Genomic DNA, 25,208 nt, shown 5'->3' with positions numbered 1-25,208 from the left:
TATTAATCCTCCTTATGTTGTCTGCGTTCCCATTCATCCAGGAATTGTCCTCGGCTAGAACTATGCTCATACGATAACGGCGTCACGTCGGAAAAGCCCGGATCGGAAAGCAATTTACGCTGGCTGACAATCCTTTTATACAGCAGGAAAACGGCGATCAGAATGATCGTGCCCCACAGCGGGGTGAATAAACTGAGTGTACCCAGGGCAGCCAGGATGGCTCCGGCCCATTTCAGCCCTCCCCTGCTTTTCAGGAAGAGGAGCATCCCGCCGATCATCAGAGTCATCTGAAGCAGTGCCGTCCACACAGGTTTCATCCCCGTTTCTGAGCGCTCTCCCGGTCTCGTAAATCCCGGATACCCATGATGCCCCTGTTCGACAAGACCGTGCCAGGTTTTTCCCGGAACATCATGCCCGATAAAGAGGCTCCATTTCATAAGCAGCACAAGGAGAAGGACAGAAACCGATCCGATGACAATACCGGTAAGTAACGAAGTTTTTTTCAAGGAACTCACCTCCTTTCCCGCATCCGTTTTGGTTGTGTATGTTATACCTTGTCCCTTGCGTATGAATAGCTTAAGAGAACAAGCTTTAGCGAATCTTAATTGTGAAAAGAGGATGTTGACCGGCCCGATTCCCGGGTCCGGGACGCTGTGGAAATATGGACGTGCCAATGCTGAGAGAGCACTGCAAACTCCAATGGCTTAACCATTCTGAGCAAACGAAAAAGTCCGCGGTTTTCGCGGACTTTTGACCTGTTCAGATGAACTTGCTTTTCGATTTGCAATTGGTCTTGCTACGATGTTCGTTGACGTTACGTAAATAAAGACTATTTGCTTTGCAGAGTCTGAAGCCTCTTGAATAATTTTCGGATCCACCCGACGATCACGGGGACCAAAAACAGCATGACGAATCCGGCAGCGATGAGAACCCCGGTTTGCGTTTCCTTTTCACTGGAGAGCATTTCCTCTACACTGCTCCCAATCAAAATTATACGCTGATCTTCTCCCTCGCCGGGCAGATGAATGGGCTCCAGATATCCGTTAACGGCCCGGCCGATCACCGTGATCCTTTGCCCTGGGCTAAGCGCGTGATAACCGTAGGCCGTTTCCTTAGGGCTCTCCACAAGCAGCGGGCGGGATGTTTCCCCCTCATGGACAAAGGGGAGTTGGCTCGTTTCTACTGTTTCGAAATCCAGAGGCAGCCAGCCGGAGTAGAATTTGAAACGTTCACTTTCCACTTTAACGCCTTGAATGCTTAAATTCCCCCATACTTGCGGGACGGCGTCTTCATTCCACATATAGTTACATCCGCTTTTGCTGCAATGCCAATTAAACTTTTCCTTTTGAAGGAGCAGGTAACGCTGCCGTAACTTGCCTTGATCCGCTGCAGCGGTCTCCCCCTCAGCTTCTCCTTCGATCCGGACGATCCCGTTCGTGTCTGCTGTCAGCTGCTGAACCGGAGCCGCATGTGAGATTAATGAGGCCAACCTGGCCGAGTCCCAATACAGCAGCAGTAAGCCGGCTAATATGAAAAAGCCCAGGAATTTTAATAAACCCAGCCAAAAACGGGAAGCCCGGCTTCCGGCCGGTTTCCCTTTCCGCTTGGATTTACCTTTGCGATCCCCTTGATGAGTCTTCGTGCTGCTGTGCTTTGTTTGACTTTTCGAATGCCTGGCCACGCGCTCGTTCCCCCTGTGAGCTCAAAAATATTGTCCTTGTAACATTACGGAGCCGTACTAGATCGGGTTTCAGCAGCGTGCACCTGTACACCTGATGAATTCACGTTCGTTTCCTGTTCCTGATATTCAGGCTTGCAATTTGCAGGATCTTCCATTATTTTTTGAATGATGCCGGTGAGTGCTGCGTCCTGCTTGCAAATGTCGGCTTTGATAAGTCCAAATATGATCGAATGACGAAAGGAGATGCCCATGAAGGAGTTGGGAGCTCTAGTTTCTCCACCAAGGGTCTGGTACCAAAAGAAAAGAAACATCCTGCGGATCGTCCTGCTATTGCTATGCCTGGTAGAACTGGCTATTGTCGGGGTGAAGTATGATGGTCATGTCCGCCAATTTTTGTGGATTGGAATCGCCGGATACAGCGCGGCATTGATATTTTTCAGCTATATTTTTACATACGTGGTGCTTCGGTACGGCAAACGGCAACCGGTTACGCGAAGAGCAGACTTGCTATTAGCCATTTTTATATTCTTCCTATCGTTATTCCCTCTAGTTATGCTGGGGAGAGTAACAGCAGATATCGTTCAGGGGCCAGTGGTCAAAACCGTGAACGTCGTCGAAATATGGGATCCTAGACGTGGCGGGGACCGCGTACGAACAGAGGACGGTAAGGAATACGAGCTCGGGTACAAGCAAATTGTCATAGAGAGTGGCGGCACTTACCGAATCGAGGCTCTGGAATATTCGGGAATGATTCTGGCAGCCGAGAAGCAGAACTAAATAAAAGATTCGATAAACTGAGAGCTGAGAGCATAACGAGCCCGCTGCAAAGCGGGCTTTCTCTTTATATGCCTTGCTAAACCGCCGCTTCCGATAAATTTGTTTGAACTCAGCCCAGATTTCTTTTCATTTGCACCGTAATGATTTTGCGGCCGTCATCTAACTGTGAAATTTTCAAATCGTTCCTAAAGCGGCGTAGAGTGGATCAAATGCAATAAAGATCGTTAGCCTACGCACTGATACGGAATTAAATCAGTTCAGGGAGCGCAAAGACGCCATGGTTCGTAAAGTCGCTGATGATCTCCTCAGGCAAATATTGAACGAGCTCCGACTTCGTAGCCCATCTATACTCGTCGTGCTCATGCGACAGGGTTACACGCGGTTCGTCGGTTCTGCACAGATAAGATAAAAGCACAATTTGCCTCCCCGGATCCGTAAAAAATGTCGTTGCAAGCAGCAATCGATCGATACTTGCGTGAATCCCCGCTTCTTCTTTAATTTCGCGAATCAAAGCGGTATCCAAATCCTCGCCAAACTCCAGATTCCCACCGGCTGTTTCCCAGCCTCCCGCGCCTACTTCGTCTGAACTGGATCGTTTGAGGATCAGAATACGGCCTTGATGGATGATTACAGCTTTTAATACGACAACGATCTTACCCGTCATGATATGGTCCTCCCCACATGCAGCGTCTCTCATTGTGATTGACGATACATGAAATGGGGATGGTTTTCAATTCATGAAATCGAATCTTCCGCAATCCATGAAGCTGCCTCTTGAACAAAACGGCTCGGTTTCCCGATGCTGTACAGTTGCAGTTCATGCATGGCCCGGGTACAGGCGGTATAGAACAGCCGACGCAAGCTCTCTTCTCCGTATTCTTCGTCCGAAGCGTTATAGACGATCACTGCATCGAACTCGATTCCTTTGGCCAAATATACCGGAATGACGACGATCCCCTGTTTATATTCGATCGAACCGCTGGTAACGAGCTTGATATCCTCCAGATCGTGAAGGGATTCAAATACGGATGCGCTTTGGGCTGCGGATTTGCAAATAATCGCAACGGTCCGGTGCCCCTGTCCTCGGAATTGTTTGACTTTTTCCCTAATGGACTGATGTAATTGCCCCACGTCGGCAGCTCTCGTGAGTACGGGGCGGCTTCCGTTCCGGTCAAAAGGAATGATCTCTTCCCCATTCGGGATAAGCGCCCGTGTAAATTCGACGATCGGTCTGGTGGACCGGTAGCTTCGGTTCAAAATAATGGCATCGGTTTGTTCCTCTCCGTACAATTCGGCCAGCATGCCGAAATCATCCGTACCGTCGGCGTGCGCGAAGACTGCCTGGTTGAAGTCACCAAGCACCGTCATTTTCGCCGCCGGGAACAGCCTTTTTATAAATTCGAATTGAAACGGCGAATAATCCTGCGCCTCATCCACGAGGACATGCCGGATCGAAACATTGGTCTGGAAGCCTTCGATCAGCTCTTTTAACAGCAAATAAGGTGTCGCGTCCTCATATAAAAGCTTCCCTTGGTCCATCTGTCGGGACGTCATTTCGCTGATTTCGTTCCATTCGGAAGGAAGTTCTGCTCCTTCAACCTCGCCGTCAGCCGGATGGGAAACCAGCATTTGCTTATAGATGGCCGGCGTATCGATAAAGCCCAAATCTTTAATTTGTTGCCGAATACGTTTGAATTTCCTGCTGACGATCCGGCGCGCGAGCTCCTTACGGACAAGTTCCAGATCCACATCCTCTTCCGATTCTTCGGTTAACCCGTGTTTTTTTCGAAGATGCGCATAAGCCTGCTGGTATTCATCATTGTCGACCAGCTCAACGGCGTCCTGCACCCAAGGCTTTCTTCTCTCGGCCTTCTCCGCTTCTTTGACCAGCTCCTTCAACCAATCCGACAACTTTTCCAATCTGTTGTTAAAGCGAAGCGTCGTGTGCTCACTGTAAAATCTATCCAGAATTTCCTCGGCGGAAACGAGCGTTTTGCCTTTAAAGGATATATCCTTGAATACCATTCCGGATTGTTCCAGCGCCTGGCGGCAGGATTGGATCCGATCAAAAAACGTCTTTGTCGCCTTAAAGCGGATACCCGCCATCCGTACCCGGTAATCCGGGTCTTCCGAAGCCGTAAGGACGTATTCCAGCTGCGTGTAAGGATCTTCAACGTCGAAGAAGCCGCTCAGCCGGTGATTCAGGTACTCCTGAAACGTGACCTGCTGCATATTCTCTTCCCCAAGCTCTGGCAGCACGCTGGAGACATAACTCTTGAACATGGCGTTTGGCGAAAATAAAAGCATTTGGTCTGCCGTCAAACGGTTCCGGTATTTGTACAGCAAATAAGCGATCCGCTGCAATGCCGCCGACGTCTTGCCGCTCCCGGCCGCCCCCTGAACAATGAGCAGACGTGCGCTGTCATGGCGGATAATCCGGTTCTGTTCCTGCTGGATCGTCGCCACGATGCTTCGCATGTGCGTGTCTGCGGATTGACCGAGCACCTGCTGGAGAATTTCGTCACCGATGGTGAGCCGGGTATCAAACATCGACTGAATAACTCCGCTGCGGATGATGTACTGCCATTTTTGCTCCAGCGTGCCCTGAATCGGCCCGCCGGGCGTGATGTATTCAGCCGGACCCGGTGTGCAGTCATAATACATGCTTGAGACCGGGGCTCTCCAGTCATAAATCAGGAACTTTTCACCGGTAGCATCCGTGAGTGAAGAAACGCCGATGTACACGCGCTCTGTCTCGTTCATTCCCTCTTCGGCAAAATCAATCCGCCCGAAATACGGCACATCCTGCATGCGCTGAAGCTGGGACAGCCGCTTGGAGGACTGGCGGTGGCTGCCCTGGCTTAAGGAGAGAACCTCGGACTGCTGCCTTAAGCTGATAATCGTTTCTAGAAAATCGTCAAAGTTGTCCGTGTTCACCGTAACGTCTTCCCAGAAATGCTTACGGATGTCCACAACCTCTTGCCGGCGGCGGGCCGTTGCTTCCTCATATTCGTTGATCTGATCTTGGATGATGCCAATCACCTGATCCACCCGCTGCTGCTCCTGTTGAAGTTCTTGACTCATGAAGAAACACTCCTTTACACAAATGATTGTGAGTTTCTGAAAAATAGGGGTTGACGGAACCGACGCTAGGGTGTAAGATATAATTAGGGAATAATGATTAAATCAATAGAGATCGCATGACGCATATTTAAATTTAACATGTTGCTTTCATTTTGGCAACTCTATTTTTGTTTACTTTCTAACTCCGCCTTTCACGGGATAACTTCCGTATGGCGGAGTTTTTTTAAGATTATAGAATTTATAAATTTCAGCGAAGCTGAACCATTCTATAATCGCAAGAAAAACTTCGGCTAAATGCGGTCTGTCTTCTTTGAAGGTACGTCGATAGACGTTTTTCTTATGTTCCAATGCAAGCTTTTTGTGCCGAGCTCATTGATCAAAGTCAACAAGAAAAGGAGCTACACCGCCTGCAGACGACATAACTCCTTCGCAACTTTTTATAAAAGCAATTCCCGCTTTTCTCGGGAACATATTCAGAACCATTATTTCTATGCCTATTCCTTCTTTACCCCTGGACCGCCTTGGTATACTCCTTCCTCCTGCTTGATGTCGTCTTCGTCCAGCCCCTGCCGTGCCAGCACGTCCGCCGCGTTGTCCTTTGGCACATAGCCGATTTTTTCGCGCAGATATCCAATATCATAATAATTGTCGTCATTCGCTGAGGTTCCGTACATGGTCAAAAACTTAAGGGATGGATCTGCCTCAATGCAGCATTCGGCCAACTGCACCATATCGCGCCGGGAGATCCAAATATGGGCAGTACGGTCCGAGTGCGGACGGTCGTCGCCCGGAAAATTGCCGATCCGGATGTTCACGGAGGAAACTCCATACTTATCAGAATAATAACGGCCCAGCAGCTCGATATAGCTTTTGCTGAGCCCATAAAAGCTGTCGGGCCGGTGATCCTCGGGCTTGATATGCTCTCCTACTTTATAAAAACCGGTGGCATGATTGGAACTGGCGAAAATAACCCTCGATACGCCGCCTTTACGGGCGCCTTCATAAATGTGATAAGCACCTGTTACGTTAATCGGGAGCACCTTCCCGAGGAAATCGTCTTCGTCTTTAGCCCAGCCAAAATGAAGCACCGTATCGATACCCTCCAGCGCTGTCGCCACAGCCTCTCCATCCGTGATGTCCAGCTTGCCGACTCCGTGCTCCGGATCGGGACGAATATCTGTTGCGACCACTTCATACTTGCCTGTAGACCGGAGTCCATCCGCTACACAGCTTCCGATCCGTCCGGCTGCACCGGTAACGAGTATTTTCCGTTTCACAGCTCCCACCTCATTTCTTTTTGGTCGATCAGCGTTCTTCCTGCTTCCACACATCCTTATAGTCTTTATGCCGCTTGAATTGAACATGGGCAAATGAGCAGGCGGGAATAATCTTCTTGCCTTCCTTCCTGGCCTTATCCACCACCGCTTTGACCAGTTCATCCCCGATCCGCTGCCCTCGCAGCTCTTCGGACACATACGTATGGTCTATGACGATGGTTCTGTCGTCTACGGGCTGAAAAGTGATTTCCGCCACCTCCCGGTCATCCTCTACCATCACGAACCCTTGACCCGCTTCACGGATTTCTCTCAACATTCCCACGCTCCTTGTGCAAAGTTGTTCCATCTTTGTTCTATCTTCTTTATTCTTCCCCGCCGAATGGACAAGCGAAACCTACAGAAGGCGTAACGTCATAAAATTGGCTCCCCTAAATTTTACTCTGGTGCTTTACCAGAAGAAAGTGTATGATTAATACTTGTCAGTGTTTTTTCAACAAGTCGATGCATTATTCATTCAAAAGGAGTTTGACATCATGACCAGACACAAACTGGGATTCTGGATTTTGACCGCTCTCGTCGTGGGGAATATGGTCGGTTCCGGAATTTTTATGCTGCCCCGCTCGCTGTCCGAAGCGGCCAGCCCTGCGGGCGTCATTCTGGCCTGGCTGGCGACTGGGCTCGGGGTTCTTATGCTGGCGCTGGTTTTCGGAAGCCTGGCTGTCCGTAAGCCGGAGCTGAGCGGCGGGCCGCAAATTTATGCGAAGGAGCTGTTCCGGGAAGGCTCACATGGCTCCCGCCTGGCCGGCTTCATGTCCACTTGGGGGTACTGGGTAGGCAATATAGCCGGGTTTGTGGCGGTGATTACGACCTTCGCCAGTTACCTGTCGACCTTTTTTCCCGTGTTGACCAGCGATAAGGTGTGGGTGGATACCGGAATATTGACGTTAAAGGCCGGCAATGTGCTGACATTTATCGTCTGCTCGCTTCTGCTGTGGGGCACGCACGCCATCTGCATGAAAGGCATGAACGGTGCGGGCCGATTAAATTTTATCGCGACGGCTACCAAAGTGGTTGGCTTTGCCTTGTTTATTATCATTGCATTATTCGCTTTTCAAAAAAGCAACATCGGCCCCTTCCTGGCTCCACGGACCAATGACAGCGGCGAAACGCTCAGCCTGCTGTCCCAGGTCAATGCAGCCGCCGTTGGAACGCTGTGGGCTTTTATCGGCGTCGAATCCGCCATGGTCTTTGCCGCCCGCGCCCGCCGCAAGCAGGACATCCGCCGCGCAACCATTGCCGGGCTGCTCATCTCCATCGTCCTGTATGTGGGCATCAGCATCCTGACGATGGGACTGCTGACACAGCATCAGCTGATGGCTTCCCAGAATCCGCTGGTGGACGGCATCACAGCGGTAATCGGCCCGATCGGCGGCAAGCTCCTAGCTGCGCTGGGCTTGATCAGCCTGCTTGGATCGACGATCGGCTGGGTGCTGCTGAGCGCCGAGGTGCCGTTTCAGGCCGCCAAGCTGGGCGTGTTTCTCCCTTCCTTTTCCAAGGAAAACGGAAAGGGCATGCCGAAGACGTCGCTATGGATTTCGAACGCGGTCGGTCAGGTTCTGCTGCTGTCGACGATCTCCGGCTCGATCTCGGCGGCGTTCGATTTTATCATTTACATTGCCACGCTTGCCTATCTGGTCCCTTATTTGATTGCTTCACTCTATCATATAAAGCTGATTTGGACCGGAGAAACCTTTACGACTCGCAAAGAACGGGTAACCGAGGGCATGATCGCGGGGCTCGCGGCGTTGTATTCGCTTTGGGTCATCATCGCGGGAACAGCGGATTTAAAAACCTTCCTGCTGGGCATCGTGTTGATCGTCAGCGGCATTCTGTTTTATCCGCTGCTGTTCAAGAAAGGCAAGGTACGCGGCACATCAAACTGATCATTACTGTATGAAACACAAAAAGGCGGCCATCTTGGATGGGCGCCTTTTTCATAGGATTCCGTTGCGTCGACGGCTTCAACTTCTATGGCTTACCGATATACAGCTTTCCGTTCGCAAAAATCGACGAATATCCGAGCTTGTACAGCTCGAAATACGGAGCAAGCGGGTCTCCTTCAAGCCCGTATCGGTGCCATTGAAGGTAGTACGAAATCCAGTAGTCACAGGCAATGGAATAATAAGCCTCGCTCAACATTTGAACAGGTTCCTGGTCATCCGTATGCTCACTCACCAGTTCAAACAACGATTCGTGTACGACGGGATCATATTCCTCCCGGAATTTTTCGAATTCGCTGCCGGATACGATGACTACTTCGGAGACCGTTCCGAGATACGCCGATGCCTCAACCGCTTCCTCCAGCTTGGCATGATCGTCCATCAGCTGCTTCAAACCGAGGATATGCCTTTTGCCCAGATCCCTGAGCTCCTCTTCGGATACATGATCGGATTTTCCGTTAAAATACCCGGGCACCCATTCCCCTTGAAGGTCCTGCGGATCCAGCATTTCATAGATCGGGAGGATGCGTTGTAAAAAGATATCACCGTCTTCCAAGGGTGCGAACGTAGCTTCCACCCCTTTTCCGCTGGGCATATAGATTTGAAAATAGCCGTAAAACATCTCTTCTTCAATGGGCCCTACAGTTTCTTCAGCCTCTTCTTCATCCATCAATCCAAGCACGTATTTTCCATACTCCTGCTGATCGATCATATCCGCCTCCTGTCTCTAGATTCTACTAAATAGAATTATAAAGCGGAGAGAGCGGCCGGGGCAACGGTTGGCCGGGCACGGAGCTTGTCCGATTAAGATTATGCTTGGGCCGCGCAACTTCCCGCATGATGCTTGCGTCTTGATTAGTAGATTCAAGTAAAAGAACACGGAGGATGATCATGAAATATTCCCACTTCATGCAAGGGGTGCTGCTATCTGCAGTGGTTGTGACGGCGGTATCACCCCATTCGCTTGCGGCAGCATCCACTCAACCGGGAGATCGAATGAATTCTGCAGCACGGTTATCGGTTTCCAGCTCTGCAGAGTCACCAGCCGCGTCAGCTTCCAGCACCGCCGCTTTGGGAACGGCTTTCGTTCAGGTAGCAGCCGGGAATTATTATTCGGTCGGACTCCGGGCAGACGGCTCGGTGTGGACCTGGGGAAGAAACTTATTGGGCGAACTCGGGATTCCCGATACTACGGCCGTTTCCAGCATGGTGGCACCTGTTCGTCTCAACACACTGCCACCATTGAACTCGATAGCTACCGACGGGTATGGTTACCAATTGGGCGTCGCACGCGACGGTACGGTATGGGAATGGGGATCACGACCGGGCTACGTCCGGGAAACCCAGGTTCCGCGAGCACTCCGGGGTTTATCCGGAATCTCGCAAGTAACGACATTGCAAAAATACAGCTTTGGTCTCGGAAGCGATGGGTCCGTTAAAGCGTGGATGAAAGATCAGAAGAGCGGCGATTCGAGCCAGCCGATTTCAGTTAAGGGCTTGAGAAATATCGTCCAGCTGCAGTCAGCTTCCGATTATATCTGTGCGCTGGATTCCGCCGGATCTGTCTGGAGGTTTACGGTGAACACTTCAGACAATCAGCTTCACTTCTCCGTACCGGTCCGAATACAGGGTTTGCCGGCATTGAAGCAAATTTCCACGCAGCATGCCTATGACGCTTATGGAGTAGACAGATCCGGCAAGGTTTGGAAATGGTCGTCTATCCAAGCTTCTTCCGGCACAGAAAAGCTGTATGTAAAGCCAGTGAGCATTCAGCCGTCCCTTCAGGTTCAAAATGTGTATGCTTCCATCGGTTATATGTTGCTGGTGAGCCGGCAAGGCGAAGTGTGGATGTACGACGGCAAACCGGGCCGATCGGCCGTTAAAGTCAAAGGACTGCAGCGGATCGTATCGGCATCGGCCGGGGATACCCATCGCTTGGCCGTTGATGCCAAAGGCCAGGTGTACGGCTGGGGGGCGAACAATTGGAACGAGGTTGGCGTCCCGCGAAATGCGGGTGACGGCATGGAATACGCACCGGTTCCCATTCAGCGGCCGATTACCATTCGTATCAACGGCAGCCTGCTCCCCGCCTCCTTCCCGGCAGTCAATAAGAATAACTCGATCATCGTGCCTGTAAAAAGCATAGCGAAGCAGCTCGGAGGCTCACTCGAGGCCACTACAACTCAGGAAGGGACCGCTTACAGGCTGCAATACGGCCAAACTACGGTGACTTTCCGTCCCGGCTCGGCCGAAGCCGCCATACAGGGGCGGTCCATGGCATTGTCCGGCCCGGTAAGTATGATAAACGGCGCCGTTATGGTGCCATCCTCCCTGTTCAAACAGCTGGGATGCCAGGTCGATTGGAATCCGTCTCTTGCCGAGCTGAGCATTCAAGGCAAGTAACAGGCTGTTCATGCGCTGTAAGCACACGCCGCTAAATGCGGTGTGTGCTTTTTTTATAGCGTAATTGCCTAACGATAATTGTAGCTAAATTTCATTCAGCGGTGATATGCTTAAGCAAAGCCAACAGCTCTCTGATCCTGGGAGCAAGGTCCTCGTTTCCGTTCATGATCCGGATGAACTCCGCTTCACCCTGTTTTAGCAGCACACCGCTGAAATAATAATATCCGTAAAAAGGATCCGGCTCGTAGCCGCGAGGTTCTTCTTCCTCCCACTCCTCCTCGTCTCCGTCTTCTTGCTCGGGCCAGAGGTACTTGTCATCCAGCAGCTCTTTCAAGGATTTTATCGAGCCCACTTCTTGAATATCCTGATCTGCTAATGCAGAAGCTACAGCAAGGAATAAATCGATCTCTTCGATGGAAACCTGTACCGGTTCCTCTGTTCTTAGTTTCTCCATCAGTTCAAGAATGGTCCATGGGGTCACCTGCCACAAGGTCCCTTGATGTTCGATCAATCCCGCTAGGGAAGCGTACTGTTTTTCTTTAATGAACCGGGGAATGTCCGTGCCTCTCCCATAGGCCGTCGTCAACCGATGCCATGGAACGTCCGGAATTTGAATATCGGTATTAGCCTTCATCGTATGACCTCACCTTTCGCTCTCTATCTTACTTGTCTGCTTTTATTTACTTCTACGCCGCAGTACATGCTTCCTTTTTCCTGAGGTTAGCACCTTAGTTACTTAAATAAAGTTTTTATGTTGACAATATTAAATTTAAAAAATATAATAACTTACGTTAAGTAACTTACTGATGAATTCAGACTGCAGTCGGTTCATAATCCAAATACATCATAGATGGTTCAGGTGGTGCAAACATGTCGTTTTTCAAAAAATTATTTGGCACAGCAGCCAAGGAGGAAGTTACAATGAGCAAATTGAACATCGGTATTATTTTGGGAAGCACGCGTCAAGGCCGGGTAAGCCCGCAAGTGGGACAATGGATCAAAGAGATTGCCGACCAACGCGGTGACGCTAACTACGAAATCGTGGATATCAGCGATTATAATCTGCCTTTCCTCGGAACTACAGACGGATCCGAACCTGGCATCGCTGCCTGGAACCAGAAGCTCGGAGAACTGGACGGCTTCGTGTTCATCGTTCAGGAATACAACCACAGCATTACCGGCGCGCTGAAAAATGCGATTGACTTCGCCCGTGAAGCGTGGAACAACAAGGCAGCAGGCATCGTGAGCTACGGCTCTACCGGTGGCGCCCGCGCAGCGGAACATCTCCGCGGTATCCTGGGAGAACTGTTGGTTGCCGACGTTCGCGTTCATCCAACGCTGTCTCTGTTCACCGATTTTGAAAACGGATCGGTCTTTAAACCGCAAGCCCTTCATCTGGACAATGTCAATGCGATGCTGGATCAAGTCGTAGCTTGGAGCGGAGCTCTCAAGACTTTAAGATAATTGTATAGTCAATCCAAATACATGCAAAAAAGCTGCCGAATTCCCGGCAGCTTTTTTGATATTTTCCTGCATGCTTGCTTTCCCTCACTTGCTTCAATCCCCCGCGGTGACCAGCCTATTAGTTTCCTGCACCAGCTTGCGCAGAATATCAAGCGCCTCCTGTAACCGTCCAGCATTTGCCGATACCAAGGTGAATATTTGATGGACCCGCTCTGCATAGGCTGGCGGTACGATTTCGAAAGCGTCGGCGATGGCTGTCGCTCCCTTTTCGTTCATGCAATACTGATGATTTATGGCGAACAGCACCTGGTTCAAGCAGGATATCGACCTGAAGCAGCATCCGCTCACATAAGAGATGTCTTTCTTGGCGACCCCTTTCATCCCGATGTCAAGCGAAAATTCGGCTTCCCACAAAAACTTGCCGATGACCGCTTGCCGATATACGGCTGGGAAAGGCGACGTTTTGGACTTCAGTGCGGTAATGATGTCCGCAGGATCCCATAGCACTTGGCACAACGCGACTTCCGCCATGTAAATGGCGTTAATAAAGCCGTGAGGATGGCCTGGCTGATAATCAATCGTGACGTTTCCCTCGAGGCATTCTTCTATCACCATGGAGACTTTGCGGATATCGCGGTACAAAAAATCAACGGGGATTTGTTCGACGTGCAGCCAGCCCCCGCCATTGATCCAAGGTCCCCATCCGCCAATCTCCGTGATCAGGTCCGTTCGGCCGTCATCATCGAGGACAGCAGCGATCCGACGGAGTTCTTTGATGTCCAATCCTTCCCTTGAATCATAATAGATGCCGATATCGATATCGGATCCGGGATGATGCGTCCCTCTGGCTCTGGAACCACCAAGTACGATGGCCCTGACCCCATCAACCTGACCAAGATCCTGTGTTATTCGATGGATTATGGACTGAATATCCATGCCGGCTCACCTCATTCGACTCTTTTCATTTATTATAGCAGCCGCACAAACCGGATTTACGGTAGAAAACGATTTAACGTAAAAAAGCACCGGCTAAAGCCGGCGCCTTGCCTTATTTCCACCATTCATCAAAAGGAGTCACGGGAAGCTCACGTTTATGCTGCGAACGGTCATAACGCTGCTCAATCTTGAGCTGTTCCTGCGGGTCAACCTGCTGCCCGGTCAAATACTGGTCGATCACTTCGTATTCCATGCCCAGCTCGGTTTCATCCGGCTGCTGCGGCTTGTTGTCCAGCAGATCGGCCGTAGGCGTCTTCAGATACAACCTCGCTTCGGCGTCCAAAGCTTTAAGCAGCTGACGGCCCTGCTCTTTGGTCAGCCCCGTCAGCGGCAGAATATCCGCTCCTCCGTCACCGAATTTCGTGAAAAATCCGGTGAGCGCTTCGGCGGCATGGTCCGTCCCGATCACCAAACACTGCCGCTCACCGGCGATGGCGTACTGGGCGATCATCCGCATTCTCGCTTTGACGTTTCCTTTATGGTAATCGGGAAGCCCGTTTCCTGTAGTTTCAGAATACGTAAGGGCAAAAGCGTTGACGGCATTCATAATGTTGAAATCATAGCTCTCGTCCGGCTTGATAAAATCCAGCGCCTTCTGCGCATCGTCCTCATCCTTCTGAATGCCGAAAGGGAGCCGAACCGCGTAAAATTTGGCCTCATATCCTTCCGAACGCAGCTCCTGGACCGCAAGCTGGGCAAGGCGTCCTGCCAGGGTCGAGTCCTGCCCGCCGCTGATGCCAAGCACGAACCCTTTGGCCCCTGCCTTTTTGCAGTAATCCTTGAGGAAACCGATTCGTCTGCGAATTTCCTCCTCCGGCTTAATTTCAGGCTTTACATGAAGTTCTTGAATAATTTGTTGTTGGTTTTTCATATCAATGACTCCCTTCTATCGGTACAGTTTATGTTGGCACATATAAGCATAGCAGTTGTCGGGAACCAGATAACGCGGCTCACCGCCTCGTTGAAATTCATCCCGGATATACGTCGAGCTGATTTCCATCGCGAGCCCTTTGTCGATCAAATGAAACGTCTGTCCGTCGTCGGCATTCCGCAGAATCGGCGATTTGCTGATGGCCGCCAGCATGTTGATCCCGTCCCGAGCCATCACGATGAACTTGTTTTCCTGGATGAGCTCCTCGGATTTTTTCCATTTCCCTTCCCCGATATCAAGCAGCAGATCCGCACCCATAATAAAATAAATGTCGTCGTCCGGGAAAGCCTCCTTGTAATGCTTCAGCGTCAGATAGGTGGCAATTTCCCATCCTGCTTGCTTCATTTCATAATCGTCAGCGACAAATTTATCATTGCCATCTATCGCAAGTTGAATCATGTTCCACCGGTGCTCGTCGCTGGCATGCAGCGATTTATCCGGCCTTTTGCTTGAACAGGGCAGGAAGATCACCCGGTCCAGCCGGCAGCGGTGGGCCACGGTGCTGGCCGTCCACAGATGCACGTTGGTAATAGGATCGAACGAGGATCCGTATATTCCGATTTTCGCCATGTTCCCCTCCTTAAGGCTGCAGCTGCCGCTGGATGTCCCGCTGAATTTCGTCGATCAGCCTCATTTTGTTATCCCAGCATGCCTGGCTCAGGTTCACCGGATACTCTGCCGGATTCAAGATCCGCTGGTATTCCTCCCAAAGCACCTGTAGGTTATCACGCGCAAACGCTCTGATGTCTTTCAAGTCTGGCAGTTCATACACCAGCTCTCCGCTGTCAAAAACCAGATGATGGAGCTCCCTTGCCTCAAAACCGGTCACGAACTTGGCAATATACGTATGCACCGGATGAAACATTTTAAGACGCTCCTCTTTCTGTGGTTCTTCATGCTCCAGCGCAATATAATCGCCTTCCGATTTGCCGTTGTTCCGGTTGATGATGCGATAAACCCGCTTTCTGCCCGGGGTTGTAATCTTTTCGGGATTCGAGCTGATTTTAATGGTGTCGACCATATCACCAGTTTCATTCTCAATGGAAATCAGCTTGTAAACGGCTCCCAGTGCGGGCTGATCGTAAGCGGTAATGAGCTTGGTTCCGACACCCCACACATCGATCTGCGCCCCCTGGGCTTTTAGGCTCATGATCGTCTGTTCATCGAGATCGTTGGAGGCATAAATTCGGGCTTGCGGAAAACCGGCATCGTCGAGCATTTTTCTGGCCTCTTTAGATAAATAAGCCAGATCGCCGCTATCCAAACGTATACCTTTGAAGGTGATCCGATCGCCGTACGCTTTGGCCGCCTTAATCGCGTTCGGTACTCCGGACTTCAACGTATCATACGTATCGACAAGAAATACGCAGTCCCGGTGGGACTCTGCATACTTACAGAAAGCGGTATACTCATCCCTGTAAGCCTGAACCATCGCATGGGCATGCGTTCCTGCCGTCGGAATGCCGAACAGCTTGCCGGCCCGCACGTTCGATGTCGCATCAAACCCTCCAATGTACGCCGCGCGCGTTCCCCATATGGCCGCATCCATTTCCTGGGCCCGTCTGGATCCGAATTCCATCGTGACGTCGTTTCCGGTAACCTGCTTCATGCGGGAAGCCTTCGTCGCGATCAAAGTCTGATAGTTGACGATATTCAGCACAGCCGTCTCGATTAACTGAGCTTCCGCCAATGGTGCCTCAATCCGCATCAGCGGTTCATTGGCGAACGCCAGCTCCCCCTCCCTCATTGACTTCACTGTTCCCGTGAAGCGGATCCCGGAGAGATATTTTAAAAATTCGTCGTTGTATCCATCTTCCTTCAGGTAGGACAGATCGGATTCCGTAAAACGAAATTGCTGCAGATAGCGCACCGCCCGTTCCAGTCCGGCGAAGACGGCATAACCGTGGTGAAACGGGATTTTACGAAAATAAACCTCGAACACGGCCCGCCGTTCATGAATTCCATCCTGCCAGTAGGACTGCGTCATATTGATCTGATATTTATCCGTATGCAGCGCAAGGCTGTCATCTGCATGAAGATTGGCATCCGGATTCGGTTGCTGATTCATACGTTGGTCCTCCTTTTGTAAAATAACAATTAACCAAATGTTAAATCAGATTTCGAAAAAAATAAGATCTTTATTTTCGCACAATGGATTTACTTCTTGCTGTGATATATGGAGCTGCTGATATCCGCATCCACAAAGCGGTACAGCTGCGTCGGTTTCTTCGACGTTCGGCTCGTCTTCTTGCCGGCCACCTCCTGGATAAACGGGAGGGACTTGATCTTTCTGGCAAAAGCCGCATCCAGGGCAATCGCCGAATCTTTCGTTACGGTGAGCAGTACGCTCTGCAGCTCCGAATAGGTGAACTCTTCAGGCAGAAAATCCTTGGCCGCCGTCGTCTCCAGCAGCTTCCGCCGGATGACGGCAATGGCGTCCTGGATGATGACTTCATGGTCAAACGCCAAGTCCAGCGACAGGACGTCGTCAACCGGAAACAGCTCAACCTCGCTCGCGTCATCATTGGCTGCTCTCTGGGACAGATGGTGTTCGGGCACGATCGCATAATGCGCGTTCGATATGATCCAGCCACGCGGGTCCCGGCCCGGCGTATCGTATACGCCAAAATGCTCCAGATGAATATGCTCGACCCCAGTCTCTTCCTTCAGTTCCCGCTCCGCCGTTTGAAAAGCGGATTCCGTTGGTTCGACAAAGCCGCCCGGCAGCGCCCATTTCCCTGCTTCGATGTTGGAGCGGCCCTCACTGTCCGTCATACTCCGTTTGATGAGCATGATTTGCAGCTCCATTACCGGCGGTTTAAATGCTTCCGTCTTCTCCGAACGGATTGTAAAGACCGCGATGTCGGACGTATAGCCGTCAGGTGTGCGGTACTTTCGGACATCGTATTGCTGAAGTGCTTGTTCGTTGGACATATTTGCCTGCGCCTTTCCTGTTTTGATTTACAATTAACATTTTGTTAATTAATAATATACCCGGGTTGGTTTTTTGTGTCAAGGGTTATGTTGCCAAAATAATAAAAAACAAGCCGACTTCTGCGTCGGCCTGTTCAAATGTTTCGGTCAGGAAGCAGTTAGACAAAATAGGCGGTTCCAAGACTGACCTAATTATTGGAACTTACTTTTAAGCGCTCGAAAGTCTTGACCATTTCGGCATCCTCCAGAAAAATATTTTTACCTCCTAATTGGTTACCCATGCCCAGCTTGTTTCCTCCAGCCAAGTAAATGCTGACGGAATCCCCGGCAGTGAACTCTACCGACATGCCGTGGAAAAACGTTACTGGAAAGGTCTTCGGCAGCGTCACTTCTGTGCCTTCCGAGGAAACTTTTTTAAGGATCCGGCAAACCGTACGAATCCCCTCCTGATCCTTCTTGTTCGCTCCAATCAGAGGTTTGTAAATGAGGTCCCCATCCTGCATATGAACAGACTTTACGGTGTCGACGGCACATGAAGCGGCCATCTCCTGAAAGCTGCGTTCTTTAGGCAGTGCCTTCCGTTCTTCGGCATAAGAAGGCCGTTCATAAGTTAACCGCTCGGAGCTGGCGTTCTTTTGGAACGGACTGAGATAAGCAAAATCTACAATTCCATGCCCCATATCCCCGGCGAAGCTCAGCGTATCTCCAGGATACGGCGTCTGGTTGTTACGGGCGTATGCCAAATCTTTTCCCGTTAAAAGCTTGTCGGCGAGTACTGTGGTCGTGTTATCCTTCAGATCGACCAGCGTCAGCAATCCCGTGCGGCCCGGCCGGACGACTAGATAATCCGCTCCAACAAACTGAACGCCGAACACATCATCCTCCTTGGTCAGCTCCTGCAAATCATGCGTGGCAACGATTTTCCCTTCGTCGTTATATAACCACACGATCTTTCCGTCCGTCAGCACCGTATATTCGATCCAGCCTTTGGGATCATATACCTGATAGTATGACGTATTCGGTTCGTACCGGCGGTCATAAGCCGCATGCTTCTGCTCGACGATTCGGTTATTGCGGATAAGTAGGGCGTAGACATCATAATGGGGCTCAGGGTTCGCGTACTTGTCCACAAAGGTTAGCACCGTATTTTTCCCATTTCGAACCGCTCCATCGGTCGTAACGGTCCCTTTAAATTCAGCATCCAGTTTACCGATCGAGGTTACATCAGTTTGTTCATCTTTGGTTAGATACAGGTCATGGGTAACCTGATTCAACCAAATCGCATAGGGCGTTAATCTCAGGTAATCGTCCGACTTCATCATATGTACGGTTTGCGTAGCCTTATCCCACTTCACTTCCGTTCCCATAGCCTCGGAGAAAAAGCGCAGTGGAGCATACACCCGCCCGTCGACCATTCGAAGTGGCGAGGACAGGGCGACAAGCTGTCCATTGACGCTAGCGCTTTTCGAGCCAAAAGGCAGTTTCACGGTGAGCTTTGGATACCTCATGGTTACCGTTTTGGCCTGAACGTTCCAAGAGACCAGGGTACCGAGCACATCTCCCATATCCCGGACCGGCAGATAAACCGTACCTTTGTCCAGGAAAGGGGGTGTTTTCGGATTTGCAGCTTTACCGTTCATCGTCAAGTTAATGCCAGTATTGGCCGCCGCTTTGGTTGACGCGGAATTGTCGGCGCTAACAGGCAGTGTAATTGCAAATGCAGCAGCGGCGGCCAGAAAAGCAGCCGGCAGAAATGAATTCCATCGTAGTTTGAAGCGCATCAGATAGGATCCTCCCGTTATAAAAAGAATGAGTGCCTAATCAATAAACGCCGGAAATCAGCTGTTGGTTGCTGCCCTGAGAAATTTCCTCGCAAATAATTCACCAGCTACAGTGCCGCATGTGATGGTTCTCGCCTTACCGCCAAGCGCTGACCCGCTCGGATTTGCGGACAAACATCGCCGTCAGGGACTTCGCTCTCGCATCAAGCAGCTTCTTGCGACCCTCGGGAGTCCGGGTATAGACCAGCTCAGCCGGTCCGATATGCTTGCGCCACAGAACGGCAAAACGCTCGGCAATGTCCTTGCGGCGTCCGATCTCCTCCGGGACGGCATGATAATCATGCGACTGGCCAAACCACCGCCGCGATGTGCGATAGACTAAATAGCGGGGATTATCGATCGGATCGAGCAGCTGCTGCAGAGCATTCAGAAACAGCGTCTTTTCATGCGTACTCCCATCCCTCAGCCAGCATACGAAGGTACCTCCTTCCTCCTGGGTACCGATCAGATGAATGCTCGGAGCGGGTTGGACCAGCTTCATTTCATACAGCACGGTGTATACGGCTAATCCGACTTCGCGAATACTTCGATCCAGCGACTGGTGCTTGATCGTCATTTTTGCAGCCTTGTAGATCCAGGGACTGGCACAGACGGCCGCCAAGACGGCTGCGATGCTGAATTTGAACCATCCCGGTGCATCCGAATGCAGCATTTGAGGCGATGAGGCCGCATCAAAAAAGGTCTCCAAACCGAGCACCAGCGCAAAAATAAGAACTGCTTTGATCGTATAGGGATAAACCACCGGCCTTGGAACGCTCTTGCCTTCCGCCTTCAACTCCTCGGTCATCGAACCCTGCAGGGCGACAGCTGATGCCCAGCGCTCCTTAAGCAAATGCCGCTCCTTTGCCCTCTCCAATGTTTGTGCGTTGTACTGCTCAATATCCCTTACCGCTAACTGTCCCTGCCCCAATCCCATTCGCTCCATGCCGGATTCGATCGTCTCTTTTGTAATGGACAAGCCCACCAACGAGCGGAAACGTCTGGTAAGAGACGCCATATCTTCTCCACCATCCGCAAGCTCCGTATCGACGCAGGCCAAATGCCAGATCGCCCCAGTTTTGTCCGGATTTCCGCGCTGCGAACGGATCGCACGGCCCCGCATCTGATTGGACAGCATAAATGAGCCTACGTAGGAGGCCATGATCATCGAATTGATCCTCGGCGCATCCCATCCTTCGCCCAGCAGCGCAGCCGTACCAACGAGTACGCGGACACCGCCTTGGTCAAAGAGCTCTGTGACCCATTCGACGATAACGGAACGATTCGAATCGCGCACATCGATCGTCACGTAGTCGGAATCGTGGGCGAGCGGCCGCTCCGTGAGCGTAATACCGCGCTGACCGGCCGTCTCCCGCACCCATGCCGCCGCAGCGACTGGCAGGATCACAAGGGAGCCGGTCAGAACGCCGATGGGGAGCTCTCGACCACTCGGTTCTTTTTCTTTAAGCCGTCTGCGGATGGTTTCGAAAATCGGGACCACCCCGAGGCGTTGAATCGGCTGTTCATCCCCCGCTTGCTTAGGCATGTCTTCCTTCCGGATATAATCGGTCAGGATGACCATTCGCAGGCCTTCGCCAAGGACCGATCTCTCAAAATCGAGGATATGCCCGATTTGCTTCAGCTTCGAAACGCTGTGAATCAGCATTTTGTCCAGTGCCGGAGTGGACCGCAAGTACAGCTTGCGCCGCTCAATCATGCCGAGTTGGCTGAGCCGTCTGCGAAGTTCCTTCAGCTCAGGCCGATCTGAATCCACATGGGCATCTTTAAACAATACCCCGCTCAACAGCTCCTCCAGCCATTCGTCGCTTAGATTTGGCGTATCTGCTTCTTTGAGCCCCAGCAGCTTGACCGCATCGCGCCACACTGGCTGATTCGCCGCCCGTAAGAAAATGACCATGCTGGAGTAATAACCAGGGGAAGATAATATCTCTTCCATATGGGATTCCGCGTTCGTGATCCAAGGGTGGCCGGCGATCAGCTCGGTTATGAACTTGTCCCGGATGAGCTCGCCCCGCAGCCTGGCCGCATGCATGCGAAACTCGCGGAGCTGCGCCGCTTCCTTCTCCTCAGGCGGGGTCAGCATGATGTAATCCTGATGCGGGCATAATTCGCCATGACGGACAAGCTCCGGCACGCTGATCTCCTCATCAATCGGCCCGCACAGCTCGATATACCGCTGCCATTCGTTCGGATTCACGTCATACGGCGGCGTTGCTGTCAGCGCAATTTTGGTCGGCCGCTCCAGCAGGCCGCACAGCTGAACCGCGCTCCTCCACCAGGACACGCGCAAATGATGGGCTTCATCAAAAATGACGGTGTGCAGTCCCAGCTTCTTCAGCTTTTCAATGATCTCTATCGCTGCTGAAGGCTGGCCCACCTCGTCTTCCTTTTCCGCCTCATCCGTGTCTTCTGGAATCTCCTGCTCCTCCGGAGCCGATCCATGATCAGTCGCAGCATCTTCCGTATCATCGACCGCAGTTTTCATACCGTGGTCACGTAGAACAGTAGACTGCTTGTCTCCCTGCTCCTCATCCTTTTTCCCGGCGGCAGTAAGAACGGTATGTAAGGCCTGATATGTTGTAATTGTGACCATGGCCGGATGATGAATGGAAGTCGACAACCAGTCCGGGCGTATGTCTGTATCCAAAAAAAGCTCCATGAAGCGGTTTGCCCACTGCTCCTTGATCGTCAAGGTCGGTGCCAAAATGATCGTCGGCCGGTTGATGCGCAGCATGACTTCCAGGCCCAGAACGGTTTTGCCGGATCCGGGAGGCGCAACAAGATGCAGGTGCCGATTGCGCAAATGCTCGTCCAACCGGTCCAGTATCCGCTTTTGATAGGAACGCCACGGATAGCTAAATTTGATATGGTCAGGAAAATGCTTGGTCTGATTCTCCATGGCAGTTCACCTCTTTTCATCTATTTCCTTTCGTCCATACCCCTCTTTACGCCGAAAAACGTGCCAGGGATTCGGGGAATGGATATTTTGTAAAATCATTCATGATTTGAGCCCGTGATGAACAATACTATAATAGGGAATCTTTGCCGCCGTTGAAAAGTCATTTATGAAAAAAGGGGGATGCTTATGGCTGCATGGCTTATTTACGCGCTGCTTTCAGCCGCGGCGGCTGCGCTGGTGTCCATTTTCGGGAAAATCGGTCTGCAAAACATCGATGCCAACGCCGCCACGGCGATCCGGGCCGTCATTATGGCCTTATTTCTGCTCGGCGTCATTGCCGTACAGGGAAAGTTCGGCCAACTGGGAAGCATTTTGGCACAAAAAAAAGCACTCAGCTTCATCGTGCTCAGCGGAGTGGCAGGTGCAACGTCGTGGCTGTTCTATTTTTTGGCCCTCAAGTACGGCAAGGTGTCGCAGGTAGGCCCCATCGACAAGTTAAGTGTGGTGATCGCCGTCATTCTGGCCTTTCTGTTCCTCGGCGAAAAAATATCCTGGCTGAACTCGGCCGGCGTCGTGCTGATCGCGATCGGCGCACTGCTGGTTGCCGTGAAATAACCACACGGATTAAGCATCTTTGCTGCCACTGCCTTTTCCTGGAGCCGTGCCGAGTTCCGACTCCTTGAATTTGCGCATAATTTCCAGCAGCATCACATGCAGACTGACCCAGACACCGCCAAAAATGTATCCGGCAAACACATCGCTTGGGAACTGCACGTGAAAATAAACCCGGCTGATCCCGACGGCCAAACAGATCAGGATCACCGCCAAAACGATGGGGATCCGGACGTAACGGAAGTGATAATGCCGCAGCAGTAAAAAGGCCGAAAAACCGCATACCGTCAGTGTAACTAACGTCTCCTCACTCGGAAAAGTATTGAACAGCTGCACGCCAGCTGCCACCGGGCCAGGACGATGGAACAACAGGCGAAGCGCCCTGTCCAAGAGCTCTCCGCCGGCCACGACCCATACCAGGAACGTCAAGTCCAGCCTGCGGTCCCGGCTGTGCAGAACGATCCACAAGCCTGTCAGGCATAGAACCGGCCCATACAAATCCAAAGTCCCGAACCTCGCAAATACGTGCATCCAGCCCGCCCACTCTGGACCGAACAGAACCGATACTAAATAAGAGGCAATTTGGTCGAATTGTCCGTACTCATGCGACAAAAAATCTTGAATGACGCCGAGCATTAACGAAAAAAACAATACAAATGCGGCAAACGAGGACAGCAGCAATAGACGGACCTTTCCGAACGACTGAAAGTGCCGCACGCCGCTTGCCAGCAAATCCATCAATCGCTCGATCACTTGATGTTTATACTTGCGGTAGACATAAATAGCCGCTGTGACCAGTGCCGAACCGATCCCGAAAATAACCATGTAACGATTGACCGTAGAGTGATAGGCTTCCCATTTCGGGCCGAGCACTTTACCAAGCGAAATGAACAGGCCTACCCAGAAAAGCGCGCCGGTATAGGCAAATAGCGCATAACGCCGGAAGGGCATACGCGTTACGCCGCAAAAGTAGCCGGTAATATGACGGACCCCCGGTATAAAATATGCGGCAAACAGAAGCTTGTCCCCGTAGCGCTCAAACCAGCCCGTAATTTGATCCATCCTCTCTTCGGTGAGATGGACCTTGCTGCCATGGCGCGAAATAAATGGGCGTCCCAGCCGGTACCCGATCCAATAAGATAAAGTCACGCCGGTCAAGACGCCGGCTCCGGCCGACGCCATGCTCAGCAGCCAGTTCAGTTTCCCTTCATACACAAACAAACCGGTATAGCTCATCATCATTTCACCGGGAAGAGGCAGAGCAAGCATTTCCAGGCACAAAAATAGATAGATCAATGCGTAACCATAGTGCTCCAGCAAATTCGTCAGCATACGTACTTCCAGCTCCCTCTACACATAACCGCTGTAACTTATATAGTCGTATAACTTTTACATAATCGGCTTTATAATAGCTACCTTCTTTATATTTCCCCTTCATTTCACGCTTTTAACATGCGCTGATCCGGTCTTGAATAATACGCCGTGTAAAAAGACTTTATCTTCTTGTCAAACCGAAGGCTCCAAGCCGAAATAACCAACCCCAACGAGAAATCCGCCGGGCTTGGTTGGAGTTACCTGTCATCCTATGAAACGCCAAGTTATTTTGCATGGATCCCAATTAACGGCAACCGTTTCTTGGCTGCTCTCTTCTTGTCTACATTACTCCGCCGTCACCCTGCTTTTTCGGGACTTACCGGACGTCCGCTTCTTTACATACCATGACAAACCGGCAAGGATCATGAAGACCATGCAGCCGATCACAGCCCAGAGCAGTGAACCTTTCCGTACACCGGCGTACAGTGCGCTCATAGCCACAGTATGCGGAAACACACCGATCGCCGTCGTCAGCATGTAACGAAATAGGTTAACCTTTAAAAGCCCGGCGGCATAGTTGACGGCATGATAGGGGATAAATGGAACGAACCGTGCGATCAGAAGGCCTTTAAATTCACTGGCTCTCAGCCAATCCTCCATTTTGGCAAGATACGGTTCAAACCGCGTACCTGCAAAATAAGAAGAGAACGACCAGGCAAGCCAATATCCCCCAAAAGCTCCGATGATCCCTGAAGTCCACAAGCAGAGACCTCCCCAATATGGCCCGTAGACTTCCAGAACCATCACGGCGGTGATTTCGCCTGGCAGCGGAAGCATATTTAGCAGGGTTTGAAACAGAAACACAGCGACGAAGCCAATGAAACGATAGTGGCGTATCCACGCGACAATTGATTCCGCATCCCCTGTTTGCAGCACATAAACGGTATATATCGCAAAGGCGGTCAGGAGCAGCATTCCAATCCATTTCATCATAT

22 protein-coding genes are annotated in these 25,208 nt (G+C 51.3%); 5 read left to right on the top strand and 17 right to left on the bottom strand.

The annotated features are described in order from the left end of the window. Window positions 1–2: 2 nt before the first annotated feature. The gene (locus tag KI379_RS12135) at window positions 3–506 is read right to left on the bottom strand and encodes a hypothetical protein (protein WP_089547216.1); all 504 of its coding nucleotides are present in this window, start codon (window positions 504–506) and stop codon (window positions 3–5) included. 323 nt (window positions 507–829) lie between these two features. Then, complete coding sequence (locus KI379_RS12130; protein ID WP_212983706.1) at window positions 830–1,681, bottom strand: hypothetical protein; 852 nt, start codon at window positions 1,679–1,681, stop codon at window positions 830–832. Between the two features lie 249 nt (window positions 1,682–1,930). Between KI379_RS12130 and KI379_RS12125 the strand changes: the two genes are divergently transcribed. Next, entirely contained in the window at window positions 1,931–2,458 is a 528-nt protein-coding gene (locus tag KI379_RS12125; RefSeq protein WP_212983705.1) for a hypothetical protein, read from the top strand. A gap of 247 nt (window positions 2,459–2,705) precedes the next feature. On the opposite strand, the gene KI379_RS12120 is transcribed toward KI379_RS12125, so the two are convergent. The 4 genes from KI379_RS12120 to KI379_RS12105 all read right to left on the bottom strand — a co-directional run bounded on the left by KI379_RS12120 (window position 2,706) and on the right by KI379_RS12105 (window position 7,132). After that, window positions 2,706–3,122, bottom strand: coding sequence for an NUDIX hydrolase (locus KI379_RS12120; RefSeq protein ID WP_212983704.1), 417 nt, complete (start codon window positions 3,120–3,122; stop codon window positions 2,706–2,708). Between the two features lie 71 nt (window positions 3,123–3,193). After that, window positions 3,194–5,542: an RNA polymerase recycling motor HelD gene (gene helD, locus KI379_RS12115; protein WP_212983703.1), complete on the bottom strand. Its 2,349-nt coding sequence runs from the start codon at window positions 5,540–5,542 to the stop codon at window positions 3,194–3,196. Between the two features lie 494 nt (window positions 5,543–6,036). After that, window positions 6,037–6,819 carry an NAD-dependent epimerase/dehydratase family protein gene (locus KI379_RS12110; RefSeq protein ID WP_212983702.1) on the bottom strand — a complete coding sequence of 261 codons (783 nt, stop codon included), beginning with the start codon at window positions 6,817–6,819 and terminating at the stop codon, window positions 6,037–6,039. Between the two features lie 28 nt (window positions 6,820–6,847). After that, window positions 6,848–7,132 (bottom strand): GNAT family N-acetyltransferase, encoded by a 285-nt coding sequence (locus KI379_RS12105; protein ID WP_212984703.1) that lies wholly within the window; start codon window positions 7,130–7,132, stop codon window positions 6,848–6,850. 220 nt (window positions 7,133–7,352) lie between these two features. Between KI379_RS12105 and KI379_RS12100 the strand changes: the two genes are divergently transcribed. Beyond that, on the top strand, window positions 7,353–8,762 hold the full coding sequence (locus tag KI379_RS12100) for an amino acid permease (RefSeq protein WP_212983701.1): 1,410 nt from the start codon (window positions 7,353–7,355) through the stop codon (window positions 8,760–8,762). A gap of 85 nt (window positions 8,763–8,847) precedes the next feature. Here the strand turns inward: KI379_RS12100 and KI379_RS12095 are convergent, their stop codons facing one another. Further along, window positions 8,848–9,531, bottom strand: coding sequence for a hypothetical protein (locus KI379_RS12095; protein ID WP_244879268.1), 684 nt, complete (start codon window positions 9,529–9,531; stop codon window positions 8,848–8,850). A 179-nt stretch (window positions 9,532–9,710) separates the two neighbouring features. Here KI379_RS12095 and KI379_RS12090 point away from each other — a divergent pair, with 179 nt between their 5' ends. Next, window positions 9,711–11,222, top strand: a complete 1,512-nt coding sequence (locus KI379_RS12090) for a stalk domain-containing protein (protein ID WP_212983700.1) — start codon at window positions 9,711–9,713, stop codon at window positions 11,220–11,222. A gap of 91 nt (window positions 11,223–11,313) precedes the next feature. Here KI379_RS12090 and KI379_RS12085 read toward each other — a convergent pair whose 3' ends face one another. Continuing rightward, window positions 11,314–11,856, bottom strand: a complete 543-nt coding sequence (locus KI379_RS12085; protein ID WP_212983699.1) for a hypothetical protein — start codon at window positions 11,854–11,856, stop codon at window positions 11,314–11,316. A gap of 236 nt (window positions 11,857–12,092) precedes the next feature. On the opposite strand from KI379_RS12085, the gene KI379_RS12080 reads away from it, so the two are divergent. Beyond that, window positions 12,093–12,686 (top strand): NADPH-dependent FMN reductase, encoded by a 594-nt coding sequence (locus tag KI379_RS12080; protein WP_076165832.1) that lies wholly within the window; start codon window positions 12,093–12,095, stop codon window positions 12,684–12,686. 93 nt (window positions 12,687–12,779) lie between these two features. On the opposite strand, the gene KI379_RS12075 is transcribed toward KI379_RS12080, so the two are convergent. The 7 genes from KI379_RS12075 to KI379_RS12045 all read right to left on the bottom strand — a co-directional run bounded on the left by KI379_RS12075 (window position 12,780) and on the right by KI379_RS12045 (window position 22,287). Beyond that, window positions 12,780–13,622 (bottom strand): nucleotidyltransferase domain-containing protein, encoded by an 843-nt coding sequence (locus tag KI379_RS12075; protein WP_212983698.1) that lies wholly within the window; start codon window positions 13,620–13,622, stop codon window positions 12,780–12,782. Between the two features lie 112 nt (window positions 13,623–13,734). Continuing rightward, the gene (gene nadE, locus KI379_RS12070; RefSeq protein WP_076165839.1) at window positions 13,735–14,553 is read right to left on the bottom strand and encodes an ammonia-dependent NAD(+) synthetase; all 819 of its coding nucleotides are present in this window, start codon (window positions 14,551–14,553) and stop codon (window positions 13,735–13,737) included. A 15-nt stretch (window positions 14,554–14,568) separates the two neighbouring features. Then, the gene (nadD, locus tag KI379_RS12065) at window positions 14,569–15,183 is read right to left on the bottom strand and encodes a nicotinate (nicotinamide) nucleotide adenylyltransferase (protein ID WP_076165843.1); all 615 of its coding nucleotides are present in this window, start codon (window positions 15,181–15,183) and stop codon (window positions 14,569–14,571) included. Window positions 15,184–15,193: 10 nt separating this feature from the next. After that, the gene (locus tag KI379_RS12060; RefSeq protein ID WP_212983697.1) at window positions 15,194–16,681 is read right to left on the bottom strand and encodes a nicotinate phosphoribosyltransferase; all 1,488 of its coding nucleotides are present in this window, start codon (window positions 16,679–16,681) and stop codon (window positions 15,194–15,196) included. An 89-nt stretch (window positions 16,682–16,770) separates the two neighbouring features. Further along, complete coding sequence (locus KI379_RS12055; protein ID WP_212983696.1) at window positions 16,771–17,547, bottom strand: NUDIX hydrolase; 777 nt, start codon at window positions 17,545–17,547, stop codon at window positions 16,771–16,773. A 188-nt stretch (window positions 17,548–17,735) separates the two neighbouring features. Beyond that, window positions 17,736–19,328, bottom strand: a complete 1,593-nt coding sequence (locus tag KI379_RS12050) for a copper amine oxidase N-terminal domain-containing protein (protein ID WP_212983695.1) — start codon at window positions 19,326–19,328, stop codon at window positions 17,736–17,738. Window positions 19,329–19,464: 136 nt separating this feature from the next. Next, window positions 19,465–22,287 carry a DEAD/DEAH box helicase family protein gene (locus KI379_RS12045; protein WP_212983694.1) on the bottom strand — a complete coding sequence of 941 codons (2,823 nt, stop codon included), beginning with the start codon at window positions 22,285–22,287 and terminating at the stop codon, window positions 19,465–19,467. Between the two features lie 186 nt (window positions 22,288–22,473). On the opposite strand from KI379_RS12045, the gene KI379_RS12040 reads away from it, so the two are divergent. Beyond that, entirely contained in the window at window positions 22,474–22,902 is a 429-nt protein-coding gene (locus tag KI379_RS12040; protein ID WP_089547203.1) for an EamA family transporter, read from the top strand. Between the two features lie 9 nt (window positions 22,903–22,911). Here KI379_RS12040 and KI379_RS12035 read toward each other — a convergent pair whose 3' ends face one another. Then, on the bottom strand, window positions 22,912–24,231 hold the full coding sequence (locus KI379_RS12035) for a bifunctional DedA family/phosphatase PAP2 family protein (RefSeq protein WP_212983693.1): 1,320 nt from the start codon (window positions 24,229–24,231) through the stop codon (window positions 22,912–22,914). 327 nt (window positions 24,232–24,558) lie between these two features. Further along, window positions 24,559–25,206, bottom strand: coding sequence for a TVP38/TMEM64 family protein (locus KI379_RS12030; protein ID WP_212983692.1), 648 nt, complete (start codon window positions 25,204–25,206; stop codon window positions 24,559–24,561). Window positions 25,207–25,208 lie beyond the last annotated feature (2 nt).

This window comes from Paenibacillus cineris (assembly GCF_018333335.1).
Lineage (GTDB): Bacteria > Bacillota > Bacilli > Paenibacillales > Paenibacillaceae > Paenibacillus_AQ > Paenibacillus_AQ favisporus.
The sequence above is the reverse complement of the archived record's forward strand: the minus strand, read 5'-3'. Positions and strand labels throughout refer to the sequence as shown.

Bases quoted from the DNA above. Each gene is read 5' to 3' on its own strand.
- KI379_RS12125 (WP_212983705.1), top strand. From the start codon at position 1,931: ATGAAGGAGTTGGGAGCTCTAGTTTCTCCACCAAGGGTCTGGTACCAA.
- KI379_RS12120 (WP_212983704.1), bottom strand. From the start codon at position 3,122: ATGACGGGTAAGATCGTTGTCGTATTAAAAGCTGTAATCATCCATCAA.
- helD (WP_212983703.1), bottom strand. From the start codon at position 5,542: ATGAGTCAAGAACTTCAACAGGAGCAGCAGCGGGTGGATCAGGTGATT.
- KI379_RS12100 (WP_212983701.1), top strand. From the start codon at position 7,353: ATGACCAGACACAAACTGGGATTCTGGATTTTGACCGCTCTCGTCGTG.
- KI379_RS12095 (WP_244879268.1), bottom strand. From the start codon at position 9,531: ATGATCGATCAGCAGGAGTATGGAAAATACGTGCTTGGATTGATGGAT.
- KI379_RS12090 (WP_212983700.1), top strand. From the start codon at position 9,711: ATGAAATATTCCCACTTCATGCAAGGGGTGCTGCTATCTGCAGTGGTT.
- KI379_RS12085 (WP_212983699.1), bottom strand. From the start codon at position 11,856: ATGAAGGCTAATACCGATATTCAAATTCCGGACGTTCCATGGCATCGG.
- KI379_RS12080 (WP_076165832.1), top strand. From the start codon at position 12,093: ATGTCGTTTTTCAAAAAATTATTTGGCACAGCAGCCAAGGAGGAAGTT.
- KI379_RS12075 (WP_212983698.1), bottom strand. From the start codon at position 13,622: ATGGATATTCAGTCCATAATCCATCGAATAACACAGGATCTTGGTCAG.
- nadE (WP_076165839.1), bottom strand. From the start codon at position 14,553: ATGAAAAACCAACAACAAATTATTCAAGAACTTCATGTAAAGCCTGAA.
- nadD (WP_076165843.1), bottom strand. From the start codon at position 15,183: ATGGCGAAAATCGGAATATACGGATCCTCGTTCGATCCTATTACCAAC.
- KI379_RS12060 (WP_212983697.1), bottom strand. From the start codon at position 16,681: ATGAATCAGCAACCGAATCCGGATGCCAATCTTCATGCAGATGACAGC.
- KI379_RS12055 (WP_212983696.1), bottom strand. From the start codon at position 17,547: ATGTCCAACGAACAAGCACTTCAGCAATACGATGTCCGAAAGTACCGC.
- KI379_RS12050 (WP_212983695.1), bottom strand. From the start codon at position 19,328: ATGCGCTTCAAACTACGATGGAATTCATTTCTGCCGGCTGCTTTTCTG.
- KI379_RS12045 (WP_212983694.1), bottom strand. From the start codon at position 22,287: ATGGAGAATCAGACCAAGCATTTTCCTGACCATATCAAATTTAGCTAT.
- KI379_RS12040 (WP_089547203.1), top strand. From the start codon at position 22,474: ATGGCTGCATGGCTTATTTACGCGCTGCTTTCAGCCGCGGCGGCTGCG.
- KI379_RS12035 (WP_212983693.1), bottom strand. From the start codon at position 24,231: ATGCTGACGAATTTGCTGGAGCACTATGGTTACGCATTGATCTATCTA.
- KI379_RS12030 (WP_212983692.1), bottom strand. From the start codon at position 25,206: ATGATGAAATGGATTGGAATGCTGCTCCTGACCGCCTTTGCGATATAT.